At 56.3% G+C, this 22,235-nt stretch carries 16 protein-coding genes; 3 read left to right on the top strand and 13 right to left on the bottom strand.

The window, feature by feature from the left end:
• Positions 1–45 precede the first annotated feature (45 nt).
• Positions 46–564 (top strand): hypothetical protein, encoded by a 519-nt coding sequence (locus BLR44_RS15220; RefSeq protein ID WP_089683423.1) that lies wholly within the window; start codon positions 46–48, stop codon positions 562–564.
• Positions 565–662: 98 nt separating this feature from the next.
• Here BLR44_RS15220 and BLR44_RS15215 read toward each other — a convergent pair whose 3' ends face one another.
• The 10 genes from BLR44_RS15215 to BLR44_RS15170 form a co-directional block, all read right to left on the bottom strand.
• Positions 663–2,780 (bottom strand): ComEA family DNA-binding protein, encoded by a 2,118-nt coding sequence (locus BLR44_RS15215; RefSeq protein WP_089683421.1) that lies wholly within the window; start codon positions 2,778–2,780, stop codon positions 663–665.
• Positions 2,777–3,619 carry a PorV/PorQ family protein gene (locus BLR44_RS15210; RefSeq protein ID WP_089683419.1) on the bottom strand — a complete coding sequence of 281 codons (843 nt, stop codon included), beginning with the start codon at positions 3,617–3,619 and terminating at the stop codon, positions 2,777–2,779. The genes BLR44_RS15215 and BLR44_RS15210 overlap by 4 nt, the downstream gene beginning before the upstream one ends.
• A 131-nt stretch (positions 3,620–3,750) precedes the next feature.
• Positions 3,751–4,149: a GtrA family protein gene (locus BLR44_RS15205; protein WP_089683416.1), complete on the bottom strand. Its 399-nt coding sequence runs from the start codon at positions 4,147–4,149 to the stop codon at positions 3,751–3,753.
• A gap of 319 nt (positions 4,150–4,468) precedes the next feature.
• On the bottom strand, positions 4,469–5,098 hold the full coding sequence (locus tag BLR44_RS15200; protein WP_089683414.1) for an NUDIX hydrolase: 630 nt from the start codon (positions 5,096–5,098) through the stop codon (positions 4,469–4,471).
• A gap of 63 nt (positions 5,099–5,161) precedes the next feature.
• A complete protein-coding gene (locus tag BLR44_RS15195; RefSeq protein WP_089683412.1) occupies positions 5,162–8,164 on the bottom strand; it encodes a glycosyltransferase family 117 protein in 3,003 nt (1,000 codons plus the stop codon).
• 124 nt (positions 8,165–8,288) lie between these two features.
• Entirely contained in the window at positions 8,289–9,098 is an 810-nt protein-coding gene (locus BLR44_RS15190; RefSeq protein ID WP_089683410.1) for a hypothetical protein, read from the bottom strand.
• A 7-nt stretch (positions 9,099–9,105) separates the two neighbouring features.
• A complete protein-coding gene (locus tag BLR44_RS29395) occupies positions 9,106–9,549 on the bottom strand; it encodes a YkvA family protein (RefSeq protein ID WP_089683407.1) in 444 nt (147 codons plus the stop codon).
• Between the two features lie 97 nt (positions 9,550–9,646).
• Positions 9,647–11,671: a LysM peptidoglycan-binding domain-containing protein gene (locus tag BLR44_RS15180; protein WP_176956063.1), complete on the bottom strand. Its 2,025-nt coding sequence runs from the start codon at positions 11,669–11,671 to the stop codon at positions 9,647–9,649.
• 137 nt (positions 11,672–11,808) lie between these two features.
• Entirely contained in the window at positions 11,809–12,456 is a 648-nt protein-coding gene (locus BLR44_RS15175; protein ID WP_089683403.1) for an O-methyltransferase, read from the bottom strand.
• A gap of 43 nt (positions 12,457–12,499) precedes the next feature.
• Complete coding sequence (locus BLR44_RS15170; protein WP_089683402.1) at positions 12,500–13,915, bottom strand: APC family permease; 1,416 nt, start codon at positions 13,913–13,915, stop codon at positions 12,500–12,502.
• A gap of 167 nt (positions 13,916–14,082) precedes the next feature.
• Between BLR44_RS15170 and BLR44_RS15165 the strand changes: the two genes are divergently transcribed.
• Entirely contained in the window at positions 14,083–14,763 is a 681-nt protein-coding gene (locus BLR44_RS15165) for a porin family protein (RefSeq protein WP_089683400.1), read from the top strand.
• On the opposite strand, the gene BLR44_RS15160 is transcribed toward BLR44_RS15165, so the two are convergent.
• Positions 14,749–17,214 (bottom strand): DEAD/DEAH box helicase family protein, encoded by a 2,466-nt coding sequence (locus BLR44_RS15160; protein WP_176956062.1) that lies wholly within the window; start codon positions 17,212–17,214, stop codon positions 14,749–14,751. The genes BLR44_RS15165 and BLR44_RS15160 overlap by 15 nt on opposite strands.
• A gap of 292 nt (positions 17,215–17,506) precedes the next feature.
• Positions 17,507–18,574, bottom strand: a complete 1,068-nt coding sequence (locus tag BLR44_RS15155; protein ID WP_089683397.1) for a hypothetical protein — start codon at positions 18,572–18,574, stop codon at positions 17,507–17,509.
• Between the two features lie 279 nt (positions 18,575–18,853).
• On the opposite strand from BLR44_RS15155, the gene BLR44_RS15150 reads away from it, so the two are divergent.
• Positions 18,854–20,977: a hypothetical protein gene (locus BLR44_RS15150; RefSeq protein WP_089683395.1), complete on the top strand. Its 2,124-nt coding sequence runs from the start codon at positions 18,854–18,856 to the stop codon at positions 20,975–20,977.
• Here the strand turns inward: BLR44_RS15150 and meaB are convergent.
• On the bottom strand, positions 20,974–21,960 hold the full coding sequence (meaB, locus tag BLR44_RS15145; protein ID WP_089683393.1) for a methylmalonyl Co-A mutase-associated GTPase MeaB: 987 nt from the start codon (positions 21,958–21,960) through the stop codon (positions 20,974–20,976). The two genes, BLR44_RS15150 and meaB, sit on opposite strands and share 4 nt — an antisense overlap.
• Positions 21,961–22,235: the final 275 nt, after the last annotated feature.

Raw genomic sequence — 22,235 nt, 5'->3', positions numbered from 1 at the left:
GGCGACGGATAAGGCACAAAACACGGTGAGCCTACAAGGATACTTATGAAAATCTCATTTCATCCAGTCCTGACGCAGGCAGAGTCAACGTTTAGGTCAGTAGTTTCGCCTCACGATGATGACCTGCTCAACTCCTACATCAGGAATAAGTTCAAACTACCTGAGTTACAAAAAGGTAGTTTGGAGAAATATGAGAAACCTTATGAATTGGGGGTAATTGACTGGGTTAGCGTATCGCCTTCTTTTAGATTTGATTTCATCAACCACAGCAACGAAGAGGTGAAACGCGTATTGAAGGGGATGCCGTATCGTTTGCACGAACTTGTTTATGTATCAATAAGGTTTTGGGAGCCTGTCGTGAAGATGCGTTTTGAAGATTTTGTGGAGTACTGGGAGGAGCTTTTGTTTGCTTCTTCGAGTAGCCTACTCGTCATCAATGAGATGGGAGAGCTTGTAATAGCATTGATTGAAAGAAAAGATAAGGTATACTCAAATTTTGAATTTGAAGGTTGTGAAAGCATGAAACAATACATAAGCCCGAATGCTATTAACAAAAATGGCTAACGTATTTTGTGCGAATCATGCCAAGCCAGAAGCGAAGCGCCTGGTTTAAGCAAGTTCACCCGTTACCTTCTCTGCTTTTAACCCATACCCCATCCCCCTTACTTCCCGAACTGGTGCATCACCTGGAAGCGCAGGTCGGTGCGGTGCGTGCCGTTGATCTGCTCTAGCCCGGAAGAAATGGAACGCTGGTCGCGGTAGTTGGTGCGGGCCACGCGGAACCAGAGGTCGGTGCGGCGTCCCAGTTGGTACTGCACCAGCAGATACCTGCGAATGCCCCGGCCGTAGTACGCGGGCAACGAAAAAGCGTAGAGCACGTCGCGCTCGTAGGCGTACTGGCGGTTGTTGTAATCGTCGGTGTCGAACAGCGCAAACCGCCCGCTCAGTCGCCAGCGGCCCCCTTGCCACGTAGCGTCCTGCATCAGTGCGTAGCCCGTAGTGCGGTCGCCCTCCTGTTCATACCGGCTCCACTGGACGCGCGACTTAAAGCTGAACGACTCGCGCGGGGCGAAATCCAGGTTCAGAATTACGTTGGTGCGGAGGTGTTCTGTCAGGAAATCCACCGGCGTCTGGTTGTCCGACCGGTTTTTCTCTTTGTTTTCCAGACGATACTGTCCGTAAAGCAACAGCTGCTTGTTGGGTTGATAGGCCACGCGCAACAGGTATTCGTGGCCTTTCGACGGGGCGTCGGCCAGGTAGGCCAGCCACGGAAAGCGAAACTGGTCGTAATAGGCACTGATGGTCCACAGGCGCGTTGGCCGGATGTCGATGCCCGTATACACCCCCTGTTCGTTGAGGTTGCGTGTGCGCTCGCCGAACGCGTTGCCGTAGAGGGCGTGGAAATTCCGGGTGTAATGGCGGTAGAGCAGCGCGTAACTGACCTTGTTGCTGAGGCTGGCCACCAGGCCGGTCACCAGCCCTTTACCCGGCGTAGCGGAAGCAGGATTCTGCGAAAGGGCGCCCTCGCCGAAGAAGCTGACGTTGCGCCAGGTGTAGCTGTAGTGCAGGCCGACGTTCAGGTTGCGCTGCCCGTTGAAATCGAACTGGTTGTAGAGGCGCGGCGTGCGTTGGAGGGGCAGTTCATAATGCGTGTACAGGCCGGTGGCTCCCACACGCAAATTCCCCTTGGCGAACGTCAGGTCGCCGCCCGCTACCTGTTCCAGCACCTGATTGCGCCGCGAAAGCTCGGTGGGCGTACGGTGCAACCCCGAAATGTTAAACGCGCTGACGTAATCGAGCGGATCGGAAAGCGAATCGGTGGCTTCCGACTGGACCGTGCCGTCCACCCGCTTGCGGGAGTAGAAGGCCGTCAGGTGGAGGGTGGGATGGAGCTGGTAAGTGGCGGCGACGCCCCGCAGAAAGTTCGCTTCGAGCACCGAAGTGTACGGGCGAATCCCCAACTGCGGCCGCCGCACGGTGGTGATGGTTTCGCTGCCCTTGCCGATCACAAAGCCTGAGGAGAGCAGGAGCCCCTGGCCGAACTGCAACTGGTAATCGCCCAGTACAATGCGCTGCCAGCGTCCCCGGTTTTCGAGCATGGCGTGGTACGACACAAAATCCATTCCGTACTGATGCGTCGACGGGTGCCAGCGGTACGGCTCGCCCGGATCTTTCTCGACCGTCATCCCGAACGAATAGTCGCCCCGACGGGCCAGCCGGTAACGGGCGTACACCTGCTCGGGAGGACCCTGGTACCGCGACGTCGGCTCGCCGCTCGCGGTCGTGTCGGGCGGCGTGTAACCGCGCCGGGGTTCCAGTGTGCGCGTGCCGCGCACCAATACATAGTGCTGATCGGGGTCTTGCAGGCGTTCCCAGAACGGCCGGGGATCGACTCCGGTCAAGGCATCGACCGTTAAAAAGGGCAACAGCCGGCGGATCGTCGTCAGGTCGAGGTCGGGCACAGCTTGCAGCTCGTACAGCGATAGAAAAGGGCCGAACTGCTGGCGGTGCGCCAGAATGGCGTTGATCTGCAATTCCGACAAAATGTAGAGCGATTCCAGCGCTTCGCGGTCGGCCTGGTTCAGGTCCAGCGGCGTGCGGTAGTATTGAAACAGCGCTTCGTAGATGTCTTCGTAATTGACGTCCTGGTCCTGAAGCGGAAAGAGCTGCTCGACAAACTGGTTGAGGTCCACTTCCGGTCGGGGTGGGGCCTGCGCCCGACTTTGCTGCGACAGCACAAGGGCGACGAGCAGCACGGCAAGCCTGACAAGCCGACTCATGAGGCGGGCGTCGGTTTCTTCTTGCGAACGTCGAACCGGTACTGCAACGACAAATGGTGCGATAACCCCAACGAAGGGTGCGTGCTCAGGGCATAATCGAGGGCAAACTGGTGGCGTGTGAAACCTGCTCCGAAGTAAAAGACAGAAGGATCGGTCGAAATGCCGGTGCGCAACGCCACTTCCGGGATGATCCGGTATTCCACCCCGGCCCGCACCAGCGCCGGGTAGTCCAGGTCTTTTTCGGTTTCCAGGTTGATCATCAGCGCGTCAGTCGGTCGGTACGAAAGGCCCGCTTTCATCACCGTCGGGACACGTTCGTCCAGGTAGTCGGCCAGTCGCGTTTGCGTCACGTTGAAGATGTACGCCCCAAAATGGAGATGCGGCAGGATGGACGCCACCCCGCCCAGGTTCAGCACGAACGCGTGCCGTGTGCCCACTTCTGCAATGGCCGTTTGCAGGTATTCCGCCTGCGCGCCGAGGGTTACTTCCCCGAGTTTGTGTCCGTAGGCCAGCCCGAGCCGCTGTTCATTGTACAGGTCCGTCCCAAAGCGCCGGAAACTCAGCCCCGCCGCCCCCCAGCGTTGGCCCGGAAACGCCACGGCCAGCGCGCCGACGTTAAACGCATTGGTGGCAAAGCGCCGTTCGAAAAACAGGCCCACGCTGGGTTTGTCCAGCCCGGCCAGGCCCCCTACGTTGTTGAACAGACTCCACGTGTCGCGCAGCGTTACGCCCGTGCCGCCCATGCCCTGGGCCTGGCCACCGGAGACCGGCGCGTCGTTTCCGGCAAGCGCAGGAAAAATGAGGATAAACGTGGTGAAAAGAGAGAGGAGGCGCTTCACCCGGTTAAGATAAACGCTTGCCCGGAGTTTTGCTAGCCCCGCACCGGAGGAAGTCTATTTCTTCTGCGCTAAAGCAAAATTCACGACGGGAAATCGGCAGCCACGAAAACAAAGGGAAGGCGCAAGGGGTGCTACCCTTTGAACACCAAGTACTTCTTGGTGATGAAGTTGAATACGGCAGCACCGCCAATGGCCAGCACTTTCCCGAACTTGTAGTTGATGTCCAAACCATCGACAAAGGCCCACATTAGCCCCTGGTTCAGGACAAAACCCAGCACGGAAAACACCATGAAGGCGACAAATTCTTTGCGACGGGAATACCGCCCACTTTCGAAAACCCACCAGCGACTGAGAAAGTAGTTCAGGACGGTGGCGACCAGAATGGCAAAGGGGTTGGCAACCAGCGGATTGAGTTGCAGGGTTTCGACAAGGCCTACCAGGATGGCAAATTCGATGGCGGCACATACAAGGCCTGCTACAAAAAAGCCGATGATCTGCCGAAGGTGAGACCGGGCAATGACGTGTTGCATCAGAAAAAATTTAGGGACCGCAGCGGCAAGTGCATAACGTTTAGGGGCGCAAACTACGAAACCCACCGCCACCTGCCAACCAGAACCGGTCGGGGGGCATTGGGGTGCGCGGCCCTGCCGCAGAGGTCGTTACAGCATACAAAACCGTATGGGTTCAACTGGCATGCACGCTCGCAGGAGGCGTTGCGCACAAAAGTTCTGTCCATAACGTTGACAGGGGCCAAGTAGATATACCCCAGGCGCGCATCAATGCAAAATAATTTTAATAGAACAGCCTGATCGCGAAATAGTTATAAAGTTCTGCGTGTGGGTTGCCGTTCTACCGAAGGTCGAGCGCCTCTTCCCATACCCAGAGAAATTCGCTCAGGATCATGGCCGTAGCCCCCCAGACGATCCGCCCCTGCACGTCGAAGTAAGGAGCTCGCAGGTCGGTGCCCCGCACGTGCAGATCGGTCTCTTTTTGCGTGGACGGATCGCGCAACGTGGTCACCGCGACTTCCAGCACTTCGTCTACTTCCGTGGGATCGGGCAGGAAAGCCGGACGTTCGGCCAGAAGGCCCACAACCGGCAGCACCAGGTGATTGCTGGCCCCGACAAACAGGTGGGAGAGGCTGCCGAGCACCTGCACTGCGTCGGTGTGGATGCCCACTTCTTCGCGGGCCTCGCGCAGGGCGGTGGCGAAAAGCGTCTCATCGACCGCCTCGCGTCGGCCTCCGGGCAGGGCCACCTGCGCGCTGTGCACCCCCGCGTAGGTAGGGCGCTGAATCAACGGCAGCATGATTTCCCCGTGGTGTGGGTAAAGCGCAATCAGCACGGCACTTTCACGCGTTTGGTCGTTGGGTTGCCATGTGAACCGGCCGCCGGTACGCAAACTGCTGGCCATGCGCCGGTGGGCTTGTTCGCCCGGAAGCTCCTGCGTGAGGCGTGCCTGAAGCTGTTGTAAATCCATAGGCTCCTAACAAAAAAAGAGGCGAATTTTCGCCTCTTTCCATCAATTTTTTTGAGTAACGGATCAGAAGCGACCGTATTGCTGCAGCAACTGGTTGTACTTCTGTGCCTCTTCGGCCTTGCCCTGGCTTTGCAGTCCCCGGGCCAGTTGGCTCAGCATGTACAGCTGGTACCGGATTTCCCGGTCCATGTTGGGTTTGTACTGCGTATAGTACGCCAGCTCTTTTTGCGCCCGGTTACCGATCTGTTCCGCAATCTGCATGGCCCGCTCTTCTTCACCCAGTTGAATCATCAGCGGGATGAACTGCGGGATGTAGAAATCGTACGGAAACGAACTGTCGGGCATCGTGTTCAGGCAGAAGTTGATGGCCTCTTTGGCTTTGTCTTTCTTGTTTTCGGCGAACAACTGCGATGCCAGGCGGAAGAACGACCCGCGCAGATTCAGAATGAACCGCTGGTAGTTTTCATCATAGTACACTGAAGAGTCGGCCAGCTCACGGTAGAAGAAGTTTTCCATCATGTTCGTGTACATGAGGTCTGTGTCCACTTCCCCGTCCGAAGCGCCCTGCGTGCGTACGGGCGTCAGGCGATAGGCCAGGCCTTCCACGCGCATGAACTCGCGGAGGTTCAGGTAGTTGGATGGCGACAAAGTCGACGAGAAGTAGATCGGGCGTTCCCAGTTGCTGGTGGCGATCATGTCGAGGATGATCAGGTCTTTTTTCTCCAGCGCACCCCGGTCGAACGTCCACGACATGCGGTCTTCCAGGCGATTGGTTTCCGAGGCGTTCAGGAAGCCGAGCGATTTTACTTTCTCGACATCGATGGGCAACGTGAACCGCTTCGAGGGCAGCGTCGAAATCTGCTCGCCGCGCGTTGACCGGACCATGATGGCGGGATTGTCTTCCTTCACCAGCTTGATGTACTGTTGCAGGTTCAGGCCGCTTTGCGGTACCCGCGGGTTCTCCACAAAGGGCAGGTAATCGTTTTTTCCCTGAATAAATTCGTCGAAATCGAGCGAAATGGGCAGCGGATCGGAATCGTAGGCCTGCATTTTCATCTGCTTGATGTACCAGTCGGTGTTGAGCAGGCTCAGGTTACACACCCGTACGTCGGTCCGGAAACCTTCCACTTCCTGCACGTACCAGAGCGGGAACGTGTCGTTATCCCCCCCGGTGAACAGAATGGCGTTTGGCGCGCAGGAGTTGAGCAGGTTCTTGGCCGAATCGACCGAGTGGTAGCGGTTCGAACGGTCGTGGTCGTCCCAGCCCACAAAGCCCATCAGCAACGGCACCACGGCGCAAATCGCCAGTGCAGCGGCGGCGCGGGGCACGTCGCCCTTCAGCACCTTGCCCAGGTAATCCCACACGGCCAGCACGCCCAGCCCGATCCAGATGCAGAAGGCATAGAACGAACCCGCAAAGGTGTAGTCCCGCTCGCGCGGCTCGACCGGCGGCTGGTTGAGGTACAGCACAATGGCGATGCCCGTAAAGAAGAAGAGCAGCCCGACGATGAACGCGTCGCGCCCCCGGCGGTTGATCTGGAACACCAGCCCCAGCACACCCAGCAGCAGCGGCAGGAGGTAGAACTGGTTGCGGGCTTTGTTGTGCTTCAGGACGTCAGGCAGATTTTTCGCCGAATCCCACGGCAGCAGCCACCCGGCATTCTGGATGTCGCTTTCCCGGCCGGCGAAATTCCACATGAAATAGCGCCAGTACATAAACCCGATCTGGTATTTGAACAGGAACGCCAGGTTGCTTCCGAACGAAGGTCGTCCGTCGTTGGGCGGCAGGTTCACCCACTGCTTGTACGCTTCCACGTGGTCGGGGCGGTTGCTGTAAATCCGCGGCAGCAGCGAGTAGTGCGACTTATCAAACTTGTTTTCTGTCTTGTAATCGTAAATCACGTACTCGTTTTCGGCCTTGCGGTAGAGCGGTGCACCCGCCACCTGATCTTCCAGCTTGGCCGTGAACTGCGGACCGTACAACAGCGGACGGTCGCCGTACTGCTCGCGCTTGAGGTACGATACGAACGAGATGATGTTTTCGGGGTCGTTTTCGTCGATCGGCGGGTTGTAGTTGGAACGAACGACGATGATGCCGTACGAGGCGTAGCCGATCAGGATGAACACCAGCGACAGCAGCGCGGTGTTGAGCAGGTGCTTTTTCTTTTGAATCGAGTAGAAAATGCCATAAACCAGCGCCCCGATGAACAGCAGCACAAAGAAGATAATGCCCGAGCCGAACGGCAGGCCGATGGAGTTCACAAAGAAGATTTCGAAGCTGCCCGCCACCGACGGCAGGCCGGGGATGACGCCGACCAGGATGATGCCGAGGATCAGGGCCGAAATGCCCAAGGTCACGATGACGCCCCCCGTGGTCACTTGGCCGTGGTACTTGCGGAAGTAGTACACAAACGCCAGCGCCGGAATCGTCACCAGGTTCAGCAGGTGAACGCCGATCGACAAGCCCATCAGGTAAGCAATCAGGATCAGCCACCGGTCCGAATCGGGGTGGTCTGCCACGTTTTCCCACTTCAGAATGGCCCAGAACACCATCGCCGTAAACAGCGACGACATGGCGTACACTTCTGCCTCTACCGCCGAAAACCAGAACGAATCGGAGAAGGTGCAGGCCAGTGCGCCTACTACACCGCTGCCCAGCACGGCAATTTTCTGGCCGGTAGTCATGTTTTCGTCAGAGACGGCGGCCGGATTGGTTTTGAGTGGCGTACCGCTTACCTGCGGCATCAGCACCACTTTGCGGGCCAGCAGCGTAATGGTCCAGAACAGAAACAGGATGGTGAAGCTGCTCGACAGGGCCGATACCACGTTCACCCAGAAGGCCACTTTGGTAACGTCGCCGAAGGCAAACAAGGAGAAAAGTCGGCCCACCAGCAGGAAGAACGGTGCTCCCGGCGGGTGAGGTACCTGCAGTTTGTACGAACAGGCAATGAACTCGCCGCAGTCCCAGAAACTGGCGGTAGGTTCAATGGTCAGGAGGTAGACGAGCGTGGCCACCGCAAAAACGGCCCAGCCCGTAAGGTTATTCAGCTTTTGAAATTCCCGCATCGTAAACTAGTTATGGCTGCGAAAATAGAAAATTCTGATGAGTAGGTTCTCGAAAATGCCGACTTCACCCCAGGGGAACGTAAGGAATAGAGCCTTGCGTATATTTTTGGTAACCGCTTGCTAGTCAGCGAATTTGCCAGTGGATGTGATCGTCGTGACGTACGGCTCGGCATCCGTGGAAGCGAAGTGCAGAAATTTGTTCGAGTTGCAGGCGCGTGACCAGATGGGGCTCCAGAAAGATTTTTTCCGTTTGCGGCTGTTGCGCCAGCAGGCGGATCAGCGCCTCGGTGCGCGACTCATCGAACTGAAGTGAGTGGGTTTGCGGGAACAGCGACCCCAGAAGGCCGTACTGCCAATACCCCTGCGCCCGGCAGCGGGCGGCCGTGTGGATTTCGCCGGGGCGGGGTTGCTCGTAGCCGCCGTAGGCCAGCGGGGTCAACGCGATGCCGTTGACCGGCGTGCCTGCCGCATCCTGGTAAAAAAAGGCGAGATCGAGCTTCCGGCCGTCGTCGTGGCTGAGGTGTGGCAGCAACGGAAAGCCTGACAGAAACGGAAAACCCGCATCAAGGTAGCTGACCACACTGCCGGGATGTTGCTGGGCGAACTGCGCCGCCACCGTTTCCATCTCCGTGCGCAGGGCGGGGTGGACGTAGTGGCGGTTGAGCACACAGGTAAGCAGCGACAACGGGCGGAGGGCCGACGTGTGGACGGGTAACGGCACGCGCCCGAACGCCGCCGCCAGCCACGGAAGCCAGGTAAAGGTGCTGAGGAGGTAAAAAGCCAGAAAAAGACTCACCTGAGCAAGACGCTGACCGCGCGCGAGGCGTTGCTTCACCCAGCGCAGCAGAGGCCAGCACATCAAAAGGAAAACGCCCCCCACCTGCGTGAGGAGCGTTAGCAGAAGTACAACGAAAAGAAAGAAGGCCGTGCGCATGCGAGGCTTACTTCGCTCTTACTTTCGTCGGCATATTTTTAGGCGTATCGGTAATCTCTTCAAAGTCAGCGTAGACCCCTTCCCAGGCTTGGAATTTCTCGATTTCGTGTTTCACGGTGTTGAACACCCAGACCAGCACGCCGAGGTCGTCGAGCAGACCAAATACCGGAATGAAATCGGGAACCAGATCCATCGGCGAAACGAAATAGACAAGCGCGCCCAGCACCAGAATGATTTTGGTTTGGGAAATCTCGCGGTAGCGACCCGAGCGGTATGCACCGACCAGCCGACCGAACGTCTTCACGTAATTGATGATCTCTTTGACGGTCTCTTCTTTGCGAAGTTCCTTGATTTTGACGTCCATGTAATCGATGAAGTTGTCCAGCTTTTCCGGATCGTTTATCAATTTTTTGGCCTGTCGTTGTGCCTTGCGGAAAAAATGTGAGTTCACTGTATTAGATAGGTTAAGTGGAGTTATGATAGCGAGAACCCCCTTTGGGGGCCGTTCTTCTTATACTTAATCCGATTCGCGAAAGTTTAGTTTCACGCTACTTTTCTCGACGGATGACGAGCTTCTCGCCGATGGTGAGCGCCCCGTCGGTTTTGTGGTTCCAGCTTTTGAGTTGCGCCACCGTTACGCCGTAGGCACGTGCCACGCCCCACAGCGTATCGCCGGTCTGTACCTCGTGAATCTGCACGCTTTCCGCAGGAGCATTGGGCTGAACGGCAGAGGCTTCGGTGCGGGTGTCGTCGGGCACCGTCTCGGTGCGGATGCGCAGCGTTTGCCCGATAGATAAATTGTTGGAGGCCAGTTGGTTCCACGCCATCAGGTCGTCGATGGTGGCGGCGTATTTCCGGGAAATGCTGTAGAGGGATTCTCCTTTCTCGACCACATGCTCGGTCCAGGCCACCGACGAAGCTTCTGTTGCAGGGGGTGGTGTGGGGGTAGTCTGGGTTTCGGCCTCCACAGGAGGTTTTGGATCAGTGCGGACCACCATGGTTCCTTCCTCGACCGAAGGCGATGGTGAGGTGGGGGTGGCGGTTTCCGGCGGCGAGGTCGTTGCCTTTTCTGCGGTACGAGGGTGCTCGTCCGGGTGCTCCGGTGTGGATGTCGCGGACTTGGTCGTTACCGAAACTGCACCCGACTGGTTTTTTTCGGTCGTTGGCGGGGCCGTCGGTCGTACTTCGGAGGTCGCAGCGGTGGCGGGGCGCGTGGTCGGTTGAGTTTCTGCCACCGGCGTGGTGGGCTGGGCTGCACTGGCCGGGAGTAGTTTCACCGGCGGGTCTTTCTTCTTCCGCTTTTTCCGGAGCGAAATGATCGTGCCGGGTTGGATGGGCAGGTAACCGTTTTTTACGCGGTTTTTTTCCATCAGCGCGTCCAGCCGTACGCCATGCTTCTGGGAAATGCTCCAAAGGGTTTCGCCCGCCTTTACGACGTGCGTCGGCGTTTTGGCGCGTTTCCATTTCTTCTTGAGGTAGTACAAATGCCCCGCCTGCACCTTGTCCTTCGCCCGCAGGTCGTTGTACGCCATAAATTTCTGCCGACTGATTTTGGCGTGCATGGCCAGCGTCGCGACGTTGTCGTTGCCCCGGGCTTTGATGGCCTTGCGTCCGTTCAGGGCATAAAATTCCGGTTCGGAGGGTTCGCGTCGGCCGCTAAAGCCCCACGGTTTCAGGTCGGTTTCCGCCTCGGCCGGAGGGGGCTCGCTGGTCGATGGCACGGGTGGTTCGGCCTGGGCGATGACTGGGGCAGCGGCCTCGCCGGGCACGGGCAGGGCCACGACGTACTGGCCGTCGTCCGGCACGCGGTGGGTGTTAAGCCACTTGTTGTAGGCAACTACCTCGTCGTAATTCAGGTTTGTTTCCTCGGCGATTTCCTTCAGGGTTTTCCCCTGCGCGTTCGGGTACTCCACAATGCGGAGCGGGGGCGTCTGGTTCTGACCGATGGCGTCTTCGAACGCCAGTTTGTGGGACAGAAATTTCAGAATGTACCAGTGGGTGTTGCCATCAATGGTTACGCGCCGCGCCCCGACATCGCGCGAGGAGCTTACTTTCCGGGCACCGCCCAGCCCCATGTTGTAGGACAGCAGCGTGGTAAGCCAGTTGTTCAGCGCCGCGTTGTTGCGTTTCAGGTAACGTGCCGCGCCCAGCGTGGACGAGACGATGTTCTTGCGTTCGTCGACGTGGCGGTCCACGCGCATCCCGACTTCTGTGGCCGAGGCTTCTTTGAACTGCCAGTACCCCACCGCCTTCGACGACGACACGGCGTCGGAAATCAGGCCGCTTTCCTGCAACACCAGATACCGAAAATCGGCCGGGATGCCTTCTTCCGCAAAAATCCGGTCGATGATGGGGAAATACGCATCGGCCCGGTCGACTTTGATCTGAAAAAATTTGGGACTACGGCGCAGTGCTTCGGCATCGGCCTTGATTTTCCGCCGTGCGGAAGTCGTCAGCGTGAGCTCCAGGTCGGCAAATTGCAGGTGCGTGGGAACGTCGACTTCGACGGATTGGGCCCACAGCGAACAACAGCAAAGCAGCGTAAGCAGACCAGAGAGGAAGGGACGTGTCATGCCAGGGGGATTTACGCGAATGGTTAGGTCTTCTGCGAATCGAACAGGTTCGGTTGGCAGCACCGGGTGGGTAATGTAATGTCTGATTTTTTTCGGAAAAACGCAGCTTCTGCCCGGAAATTGCCCGGCGCCGGGCATTACGCCAATTTTCGCATCACCATCAGGCCGTCGCGCACCGGAAACAGCACGTTCTCGACCCGCGGATCGTCGTGTACTTTCTGGTTAAAAGCCATCATGGTGTGCAGCGCCTTGTCTTTCAGTTCGGGTTGGGTCACCTTGCCTTTCCAGAGCACGTTGTCGGCAATCAGCAGGCCGCCCGGCCGCACGCGGTCGACCGTCAGGTCGAAGTACTGCGCGTATCCGGCTTTGTCGGCGTCGATGAACACAAGGTCGAACGTTTCGTCGAGGGTAGGGATGATGTCCGCCGCATTGCCGATCCGGTAGTCGATTTTCGCGGCCAGGTCGGATTGTGCAAACCAGTGGCGGACGCGCTTTTCCAGTTCCTCGTTGATGTCGAGGGTGATCAGCTTGCCGTCGTCCGTTAATCCTTCGGCCAGACAGAGCGCTGAGTACCCGGTGTAGGTTCCGATTTCGAGGATGCGCCGGGGCCGCAGCAGGTGAGAAAACAGCGCAAGCATACGCCCCTGCAAATGGCCCGACAGCATGTTGGGGCGCAGCACGTTGGCGTTGGTGTCGCGGTTAAGGCGACGCAACAGGTCACTTTCCGGCGAGGTGTGTGCTTCGGCGTAGGCGCTCAGGGCGGCAGGGAGAATGTCTAACGTCATGGGGCAAAGGTAGTTGTTTCGGCGAAAGCCAACACCGCGTCGGTTAGCGCTCCTGTTCCAGCCTGGGTTCCGGTGTGGCGCGCCGCGTGCGGGTAAACCACAGGTACATGGGCACGCCGGTCAGGATCAGCACCAGTCCCATGACGGCTTCGCGCGGATGCGAGAAAAACGTGTTGAGAATCAGGCCTGCACAGAACAGGATCACCAGTCCCGGCACGACCGGATAGCCCCACACTTTGTAGGGACGAGGGGCATCCGGCAGGGTCCGGCGCAGGATAAAGACGCCGAGGGTGGTGGCTCCGTAAAAAATAAAGACCGCAAAGATGATCATGTCGGTCAGTTGATCGAACGTGCCCGACAGTACCAGCAGGCTGGCCCACACCGCCTGGAACAGCAGCGACCGGGCCGGTACATGAAAGCGGTTGAGCCTGGCGACGCTGCGGAAAAATCGCCCTTCCAGCGCCATGGCGTAGTACGTGCGGCAACTGGCCAGGATGGTGGCGTTGGTGCAGCCCAGCGTGCTGATCAGAATCAGGACCGAGATGAACACGGCCCCGGCATCGCCCCACAGGCTGCGCATCGCTTCGATGGCCGCAATGCGGTTGCCCAACTGGTGGACTTCGATAAGTTCCGGCACGGAAAGCAGCAGCAGATACGTCAGGTTGACCAGCAGGTAAAGGCCGATGATGAACAACACCCCGATGCTGATGCCCCGTGGAATGTTCCGGTGCGCGTCGCGCACTTCGCCTCCGATGTATCCGACCGTAGCCCAGCCCTGGTAGGCCCAGAAGGCCGACATCATGGCCGTGAAAATCGCACTGAGGGTGATGGGCTCACCGGCGGGCGGCACGAGCGAAATGGTGTTGAGCCGGTCGAGCTGGCTGCTGAGGCCGAATAGGATGATGAGCAGAATCCCGGCGAACACCAGCAGCAGAATGGCCGTTCCGAACCCCGTACCGGCCTTCAGCCCCAGGTTGTTGAGCAGGGTCAGGACGACGATCAGGACAATGGCCGTGAGTTTGACGTTGAAATCGGCGAAGGGGTAGAACAACCCGGCCACGTGCACATCGGCCCAGGCGGTCAGCACCGGCGGCAGGGGGACGATGCTGTGCAGCGACTGCGCAAACACGTAGGCCAGCGACGAAATGGCCGCCGTCTGGATCACCGCAAACAGGGACCAGCCGAACATGAACGCAAAAAACCGGTTGTAAATCCGCTGGTAATACGAGTACTCGCCGCCCGTGTTGGCCAGCAAACCCGCCACTTCGGCGTTGCTCAGCGCCCCGAACAGGCTGATGATGCCCGCCAGCAGCCAGCACACCAGCACCCAACCCGACGAGTGGAGTTCGGCCGCCATCGGGGCGATTTTTTTGTACACGCCCGAGCCGATGATGTTCCCGACCACGATGACGATCACCAGGCGCAGGCCGATGGACCGTTCCAGTTGCTGTGTGCTCATACCCAAAAGGAAAACGTGGAAAGGTAGGCAGAGAAAGGCAATCCGTTATCGCCCTCACGTGTTCTGCAGAAAATTAAAGCCGGTCGGGCGAAAGGCAACGAATTGTAAAGGGGCACCGTCCCTTATACAAAACTCGTTTCCCAGTGCTACCTCAATTCCCGCAACGCATGAAACCCCTCTTCCTCCTGACACTGCTCTGCCTGTGCGGCCACGCTTTCGGACAGGAAATGGCCACGCCTTTTTACCTCATCGGCAAGGCGGGGATCGGCTTTGCCAACCAATACGGTCCCGATGCCACTTCCGAAACACGTTTGAACTGGGAGCGCGCCGACCGCTATTACGCCAACCATCCGGCCAGTCGCCGTTTCCAACCAAGTCCGGCGTTTTTTCTGGGAATCGGGAAACGGTTCGGGAAACTATACGCGCTCGAAATCGGAGCGGGCTACGTGCAGAAGGGTGCGAAGATTCATTTCTCGAACGTCGACGGTTCGGCACGGTGGAAGCAGGAGTACCTCTCGATTCCGCTCTACAACAAGTTTTACGTGGGACGGAACCGGCAGCTTTTCTTCGTCGGCGGAGCGTTTCTGGACGTGCTGTTGCGTGCTACCGAAAAAGGAAAAACCAGCGACGCAACGTACGAACGGGAGCGGGGTGCCAACCCAATCGATGGCGGGGTGGCCCTTGGGGTGGGCTATGACCTGAACTGGCGCGACCGCCGCCGCTTTGCGCTGGAGCTGATCGATCACCTCAGCTTCGTCTCCTACGGTCGGGAGATGGTGCCGCAGCCACAGCGGTACTACAACCAGTCGCTGGAACTGAAACTGGCCTATCGGTTAGCCTTCCGGTAACGCGCCCAGAAACGCCTCCCACGCCGCTACAGTTTCCAGGGCGATCCCCTCCACAACGTACGTATGGCCTTCCCGTACATGGGTTTCCCGGGGAAAGTTGTGCGTTTTTGTCCGGAACGAGCAATGTACCTGGTAACGAGTGGACTGACGCGCCAGCAGCAAGACTAAATCGGGCGTAATCACCTGTCCGTCCGGGGAAAATAGTCGTTCTCCCCAAGCGGGCGTAAGGGCATACACCTCCTCGAAGCAAGTCGACAGCGTGGCGTAATGCCGGTCAAATGCCGTAAGAAAAGGCAACCGGTCGGCCGTCGTCCAGACCTCTTCAAAGACATAGCCGGAGTGTGGCGGCGCGTGCCGTTGCGGCGCTTCCAGCGTTACCCGACGGGCGGCCAGATGCTGCCGGAGCGGCACGGGCTTCAGGGGAAGAATGTCCCGCTTTTCGGTGCTGATCAAGGCCTGGAGGCGTTCCAGGGCCGTTCGCGCCACACGAAGCCGTTCTGCCGGAGAAAGTTCGTGTGAGGGAGCAGGCAACGCTACCTGCACCGCGCTCAGGTAGTCGGCGGCGTGGATAAATTCCGTGATGGACGTCAGGCGGGGAAACCACGTTTGCAGCCGGTCGAACTGGTAAAAGGGCAGTTGGCAAAGGGCCTTGCGTACGATCGCCTCACCCCATGCAGTCAACCTCTCAACCGTCTCCATTTCTTGTTTCCCAGGTGCTTCGGCTGTGGACGTGTCTTGTACAAAGGCCTCGCCCACTAAGTGCCGCCCTGCCCTGATTGCGACGCGCAGTGGTCGAGTTGGCAGCACGGCGGTTAGCGTCGTGTGTGCCGTGCGTGGGGTTTTTCCAGATGGATGATGCCACCAGATGCCGTGCCGGTACGCGGCCGATGCCTGAAAGGCGGCGCTGGGACGTAGGGTGAGGTGCTGTGCATCAGGCGGTTGCATGCCGAGGGCGACGAGCGCCGTGTGCAGTTCGCGGATGTAGTGCGGATTGTAAGCACTGTGGTAATAGAGCGTCTCGCCGATCCGCAGCGGGTGGTCAGGTTGGGCATCGAACTTGCGCCGGTCCGCGGGGTGATCCGATTGCAACGGAAAGGGGCAGTAACGCGCCCCCCGGCCGATCAGTTGTGCCTCCGCCACGGTGGTACGGCCCGGTTTACCCGCCCGTGCGTCGCGCGTGTCGTACAGCCGTACGATGTCGAACAGGTTGAGCACGTCCCACCCCTCGTTGAGCTTGTCGACCGCAAACACGGCCCGGTACGGATTGGCGGGATCTTCCAGCGAGTTGACGGCCAGTTGCCCGGTTTCGCTCTCCGACTGGCTGTTGATGACCAGCAGGTTTGCGGGTGAAAAGGCGTTGCGCACTTCTTCTACAAGGCCGTGCAGCGGGAGGTGCTGCGTCTCAAAAAAGCGAAAGGCTTCGCTAAGCGGCGCGGGCACCGACCCACGCAGAAGGTTCTCCAGATCTGCCGTTGTCAGGTGGTACATCCGCTCGGTAAATTCCTCAAAAAACGCCCGGCTCTCGCGAATGGTACGCGACTTAAAAAGAAGGACCGGTTTGAGAGATTGGCCGTGCTGTTCGAACAATTTGAGCCGGTACTGACTCAACACAATTCCTTGCAACGCGCGCTCAAACGGGGGGGCGTCGGTTTGAAGTACCTTCACCTCTTTGGAGTAGCCGTCCTGCCGGAACTGCCGCAGCGGGTAATCGAACAAAAGCTTGTCCTGGTATTTTTGCGCGAGGTCGGGATGGTGCAGATCGGCCGTGGCCGTAAACTCCAGCAGCACGTTGTCGGCATGCGCCCCAAAAACGCGTTGCACGGTGCTTTCCCACGAGTGCAGTTCCGCCCGCTCGTTCGCAGAAAGCGCCTTTTTTCGTTTGGTGGTGGCATTCAGGTGGTGGGCTTCGTCCGACAGCAGCACCAGCGGCTGGTCAGCCAGATCTTCGAGCGTCAGGCTGTTTTCCCGGGGCGTTTGCAATCGGCTGTGTAACCCCTGAATCGTCGTGAACAATACTTGAATTTCGCCTTCCTCACGTCGCTCAAACGTCGTTACTTCCCGCACCCGGAGCGGCGCGCCCTGCCAGGTCATGCGTGCAGCGAACAAGTACTTCGACGATGCGGGATTCAGAAAATTCTCCCGCGTTTTCTCCAGAATGTTGGTGCTGTTTACGAAGAAGAGCACGTGTCGGTAGCCCTTCGCGTACAGGTCCAGCATCAGTCCCGCCATGAGTAGCGTTTTTCCACTGCCCGTCGCCATGTGAAACAGCAGGTGCGTGGGGGCGTTGGCGTCTCGCCGCGTCTCCCAATATTCCCTGAACCGCCCGAGCGCTTCCTGTTGGTAAGGCCGCAGCGGCCGCGCCGCCGACAAATTCTGCGTCAGCCCCAGGGGAACGCGCTGCCGGTAGAACGCAGCCGGATGGGCCGCCGAAAAGTGTTGATGCAGTGTCACGAGACTGTAAGATAAAAAAGCAGACCCGGAAGTCACGCGCCGCCTGGGTATCAGGGAGAACTGTAGCGACGGAATTAATTCCGTCGCTACGAATCCGAGCTACTCCGCCAGCCGACGGATCGCCGTTGGTCTCGGCCATGCAGCGATCCGACGTCCCCCTTTTTAAGATCCACACACTTTTAAAGGAAAGGCGTCGGAGGACTGGAAAAGGGAAAGTTAAGGCACTCCGCCAACTGATTCCGAGGATCGCTACTCTTCTCACTTCCAGCGACCTGATGGTCATCAAAAGCTATTACGGATGGGCCATCAGTTCCTGGAACAGCGGAGTCAGTTGACTGCGGTCACCACGAACGAGGCGCCGCCGCCGGTAATAGATCCACGGAAACGTATGTTTGCCGATCAGCAGCGGAGGGGCGTGTAGGGTCTGTTGCATCCGGTTCGCTTCCCAGTGTAGTGTGTAGGTCTGGAAGTGGTTCGCCACCTGCCAGCGCAGTTCCGCGCCCTTGTCGCCGTTGACGTACGCATGCAGCGCCCGTTTGTAGGCCTGTTGCTTGGGCCGGTCGAGGCGGCCGTTGTGGTGCGAAAAGTAGGGAATGGCGAGGGACTTGACCTGTTTCAGCATGAAGTCGTCCGTGTGCTGCGACCAGGTGATGACCCACAACCGCAGGCCCGACTGCACCCGCAGAATCTCCTGCGACGTCCACCGCCGGATGTCGTCGTGGTAGCGGACAGAGCCGTCGCGCTGGGTGCGTGCCTGCCCACAGAGGTAATAGTAATTGCTGGAATGCGTCTCGACCGGATGTTTCCCCGAGTTTTGAAATTCGATGAGGGCAATGGGCTGCTGTTGCGGATCGCTCACGAAACAGTCGACGTTGGTGGGCCAGGGCGTGCCCGCCTGCCGCAGCGCCCGGTCGAAGTAGGGGAGGTCTTGCGCCTCGCGGTACGCCTTGGTCGATTTCCAGCCTTTGATGTCGGCCAGCCACGCGCCAAATGCCGCGTACGACGCGAACGATTCGGTCAGCTGCACGTCGTCCAGCGAACGGATTTCCAGCAGCAGCACGCGCTCCGTCTCGTTCCGGTAAAGTACGTAGTGAAGCGGCAAGTGCAGCCGCGCGGCAAACCGGAGCTTCCGTTGCAGGGCCGCTTCGCCTTCCAGCGCCACGATGGCTTCCGCGGCCTCCGGTTTCGTCAGCGCCCGCGGCACCGTGATCCGCGCCCGCTCCATGAGGTGTGTGCAGGCATCGTCGCGGTTCTGGTTGCACCCTTCGATGCTCTCCAGAAAGTAGCCCGACTCGGCCTGCAACCGCCGCTTGGCCCAGTTCTGCGCATCGCTCCGTTCCGACGTTTCTTTGGTGAGCATAGAGGAAAGCTACCAAAGTTTACGCGAGAAATGGCCTGAACGTAAGGTAGTTACGAAAATGCTACCGGGACGAGGCCCGCTCCGGTCGCAACCGGCAGTGACAGCTGAAATGTCAGAGACCTTCCACGTCGGCGTAGCCATCTTCTGGTGATGCTCATGCCACTACCTATTTTTATTTTCAGATAAAATGACTCTCTTATTCGATGATAGGTTTATGTGTTTGGGTTTAATTTATAAATTAGCCAGTATTTTCAACTAAAGGGTTTAGTTAATAAACTGATGGACAAGAACAAAATAGTCACTTTTAGCTTGTTAGCTCACATAAATAATAGTCAAACCTTAGCAAAAGGATTACTTGATTTATTTGTTCCTATTGTCAAAAAGGCGCTTTCAGTACTTAATGGAGAGGGCATTCATTCTGGAAAAAACATTTCTGAAATTCAGAGTAGAATTCAAGAAATATCTTCACTTGATTTTCCATTACCCGTTCTTAGAAAGATCTTAAAAAAAATATCAGATGATGTTAATAAAGAAGATGATGTTAAATTCATGATATACGGTGACGATGCATTTTCAATTAAGGATTATTATTTTATTGATTTCGATGATGTTATTAATAAGAAGAAAGCAGAGATAGATGATCTGGAAAAGTTATTTAAGAGGTTTTGTGAAATAGAGAATGTAAAAAAAGATCAGTATGACTCAATATTTGAATTTATAGAGCAAAATAAACTTTCCATATCAAGGTATTTAGGAGGTAGACAGCAAGTGGATAATAGTCAAGCTGATTTTTTGGTTGAGGCACAGTTTGTGAAGTATTTTCAGCAAATGCCAAATATGTATAGAGTTATAAGGAATATTTATATTGGGTCAATAATATCAACATATATCGAATTTAGGATAGAAGGTGTTGATGCTGATGTGGAGTTGGTGTTTGACACCAATTTTTTGATAGGTCTATGCGATCTAAATACTCCAGAATCTTCTCATACATGTAATCAACTATTGGAGATAGCAAGAAGCATGAACTATAAGTTAACGGTGCTAAGTATGACTATCGTTGAGACAAAAAATTTATTAAGAGCAAAGGCTGAAAATTTTGATAGTGCATTTCTCCAGAGAAAAGTAAATCCTGAGGATATCTATAATGCTTGTGATCGGAGAAATCTGACTCGAACAGATTTGCAAAGATTTTCAGATAATATCGAAGAGTTTGTGCTCGCTAGAGGAATACATGTTATTCCTAATGTTGATAAGTATAAGAATTTAGCTAGGTTTAGTAAAGAGTATGAAATCTTTAGAGGTAGAAGAAGTAATGATTTTGCAGCTCTACATGATGCAACAGTTACACAATATATTAGAAGTAAAAGAATGGGAACTGGAAATATTATAAACTTTGAAGATGTGAATTGTTGGTTTGTGCACAACTCGAACACTTCTCGTGGTGAGTCATTGAGAAGCTTTGATGAAGGTAGAAGATATCAGCCTGAATCCATAAAAGCTGATGATCTTCTGAATATATTATGGCTTACAAATCCTGGTTTTGCTCAACGAGTTGGCGAAAATCAATTAGCTGATTTTGGGATAAATGCTTTAATTTCATGTTCTCTAAGTGATGCATTGCCCAAGGCCTCCATAATAAGGTCTCTAGACGATAATCTTGAGAAATATATAAAGGATAACACGCTTACCGAGAACGATATACTACGAATTGCAACAAGGATATCGCATAGGGAATTTATTGATATTGAAAAAGTTAATTCGTTATCTCATGAGAACCCTTCTGCTTTTATTGAAAAGATCAAAGAAGAGTCGGAAAGGCAAAGGATGGTCGAAGAGGAAAGAGCTAGAAACTTTGAGTCTATGTTTACTGAGCTTAAGGAACAAAGCTTTATGATGAGCAAAACTAGAGAAGGGCTTGAAAAGACAAGAGAAGATTTAAGTAAGGCTCTAAACGACTCTTCTGAAGAGGTGAAGTTGAAAGATGCAGATATTACTCTCCTTACGAAGGATTTGATAGCGCAAAAAGAGAAGAGGTTAGTTGCGGAAAATAATAGTAGGTGCATGAAAAGGGAGGAGTTTTTTGAGTCGGAGTTGAAAAAGTGGAGACTTAAGTCATGGATGCATCTTGCGTATGCAGTTGTAGCTCTAATAACTGCCTTAGTTTGTGTTTTTTGGATAGGTGGTTGGACAGTTAAGGGTGCTGCAGACGCTTACAGTGAATTACAGAGAAATGTAATCTTTGCTACTATTATTGCTTTAGCGACTATGGTTTTCTCAATAGTACTTATTGGAACATTGAATGTAAAGTATAACAATCAATCTAACATTAATGCGTTTAAGTCAATAATCAAAATACCAGAAGATTTAAAGGAAATAAAAGATATATCGGAACTTGATTAAGTGTTCCCATACCCTTCCAATAATTTTTTAGCGGCTTCCGGGACGGCGGTGTGGCCTTCGGCGACGGCGTTTTCCAGGTCGGGGAGGAGGGCACGGATGTGCGGATGCTGGTAGAACCGGTCGAGGAGGGTTTGCCGGAGGGTTTCATGAAGCCAGTAGCGGTTCTGTTCGCGGCGGTTGCGAGCAAACCAGCCGTTTTGCTGGGTGTGTTGAGCGAACGCTTCTACTTGTGCCCAGACGTCGGTGATGCCGCGTTCTTCCAGGGCGGAGCAGACCGTTACTGTCGGCGTCCAGCCGGATGCGGGCAGCGGAAATAAGTGCAGCGCGTGTTGCAGTTCGAGGCGGGCCAGTTGCGCGGCGTCCTGGTTGGGGCCGTCGGCTTTCGTGACGGTCAGCACGTCGGCCATCTCCATGATGCCCCGCTTGACGCCTTGCAGTTCGTCGCCCGCCCCGGCCAGCAGCAGCAAGAGAAAGCAATCGACCAGCTCGCGCACCGCCGTCTCCGACTGACCCACGCCCACCGTCTCCACGACGATCAGGTCGAAGCCCGCCGCTTCGCAGAGCAGCATTACCTCGCGTGTTTTTCGGGACACACCACCGAGCGAGTCGCCCGTGGGGCTGGGGCGGATGTAGGCATGCGGGTTGTTGGCCAGCGTCTCCATGCGGGTTTTGTCGCCCAGAATGCTCCCTCCGCTGCGGCGACTCGACGGGTCGATTGTCAGGATCGCCAGGCGGTGACCGCGTTCGGTCAAGTGGTGTCCCAGGACTTCCAGAAACGTACTTTTACCCACGCCCGGTACCCCCGTGACGCCTACCCGCAGCGACTTTCCGGTGCAGGGCAACAGCGCCGACAGTACCTCCTGGGCCAGGGCCGCATCGGCCGGCAAACGGCTCTCTACCAGCGTAATGGCACGGCTCAGCACCAGCCGGTCGCCCCGGCGGATGCCTTCTACATAAACCTCGGCTGGGAAGCGTTTGCGCATCGTCGTGAAACTAACCAATTCCGCAGAGATGTGGGACCGGCACTCCCCCGCGGATCGTGAGCGATGCCCCTGTTTCGGACGGCCACCTTGCCGAGCCGGCTTCCCGAAAAAGTGAAATCTTGACGGCGATTTCGGGAGCTTCCCGAAAAAAAGAAAAATTTTTAGCGGGGCCGCTTGAGCGGGCGAGCCGCCTGGGAATCAGCACGCTGGGCGTTCGATCCAGGCCCATGGTGCGGAAACGAAAAGGCTTTATGGCGCCTGTCAGGGCATTTTTA

The organism is Catalinimonas alkaloidigena (genome assembly GCF_900100765.1).
Taxonomy (GTDB): Bacteria; Bacteroidota; Bacteroidia; order Cytophagales; family Flexibacteraceae; genus Mooreia; species Mooreia alkaloidigena.
This window is presented reverse-complemented; position numbering and strand designations above follow the sequence as displayed.